A 1,274-nucleotide genomic window follows, 5' to 3' on the forward strand; every position below is an offset into this window, starting at 1 on the left:
TCGGGAATCGGGATTCGGGATTCGGGAACAGGTAAAAATCCTGTGTACCTCCTCTTTTGCTTGCTATCCAAAGCCAGAATATTTCAATAGAATAGGTCAGTTGATAGAACCAAGTAGGAGTCGATTTTGGAGGTCAAAGCCGCAGTAGCTTTTGAAGCAGGCAAGCCTTTATCCATTGAAACGGTTCAGGTAGCCGAACCTAAGGCGGGTGAGGTGATGGTGGAAATTAAAGCAACCGGAGTATGCCATACTGATGCCTATACCCTCTCTGGCGCAGATCCAGAAGGACTATTCCCAGCCATTCTAGGACATGAGGGAGCAGGTGTAGTCGTTGAGGTGGGTGAAGGGGTGACTAGCGTCCAGGTAGGAGACCATGTGATTCCCCTCTATATCCCTGAGTGCCGTCAGTGTGAATACTGTTTAAGTGGTAAAACCAATCTTTGTCAGGCGATTCGGAATACCCAAGGACGTGGTTTGATGCCCGATGGTACCAGTCGCTTCTCTGTCGATAGCAAAATGCTCCATCATTACATGGGGACATCCACCTTTGCTAACTATACCGTACTGCCAGAAATCGCAGTAGCAAAAATCCGCAAAGATGCTCCCTTTGATAAAGTTTGTTACATCGGTTGTGGAGTTACAACGGGTATTGGTGCTGTGATCAATACCGCTAAAGTTCAACCAGGTTCGAGAGTCGTGGTATTTGGACTCGGGGGAATTGGTTTGAATGTAATCCAAGGCGCACGGATGGTGGGTGCTAGCCAAATTGTAGGTGTTGATATTAATCCCAAAAAACAACAACTTGCTGAAAAATTCGGGATGACCGATTTTGTCAATCCTAATGAAATAGAGGGAGATTTAGTCCCTTACATTATTGATTTAACTAAAGGGGGCGCTGATTATAGTTTCGAGTGTATTGGTAATGTGAAGGTGATGCGCCAAGCTCTAGAATGCTGCCACAAAGGTTGGGGTGAATCTATTATTATTGGTGTCGCAGGTGCTGGAGAAGAAATCAATACTCGACCTTTTCAACTGGTGACTGGACGGGTCTGGCGAGGTACAGCTTTTGGGGGAGCTAGAGGACGCACCGATGTTCCTAAAATCGTCGATTGGTATATGGAAGGTAAGATTAATATTGATGATATGATTACCCATGTCATGCCCTTGGAACAAATTAATGATGCCTTCGATTTGATGCATAAGGGTGAGTCGATTCGTAGTGTGGTGACGTTTGGATAGTTGAAGGTTAATTCATAGGTTTAAGGTTTAAGGTT

1 protein-coding gene is annotated in these 1,274 nt (G+C 45.1%); it reads left to right on the plus strand.

Annotation, left to right across the window (positions count from 1 at the left end):
* The first annotated feature begins 126 nt into the window (after positions 1–126).
* A complete protein-coding gene (locus F6K37_RS22490) occupies positions 127–1,239 on the plus strand; it encodes an S-(hydroxymethyl)glutathione dehydrogenase/class III alcohol dehydrogenase (protein WP_287252254.1) in 1,113 nt (370 codons plus the stop codon).
* Positions 1,240–1,274: the final 35 nt, after the last annotated feature.

Source organism: Moorena sp. SIO4E2 (genome assembly GCF_010671945.1).
Lineage (GTDB): Bacteria > Cyanobacteriota > Cyanobacteriia > Cyanobacteriales > Coleofasciculaceae > Moorena > Moorena producens.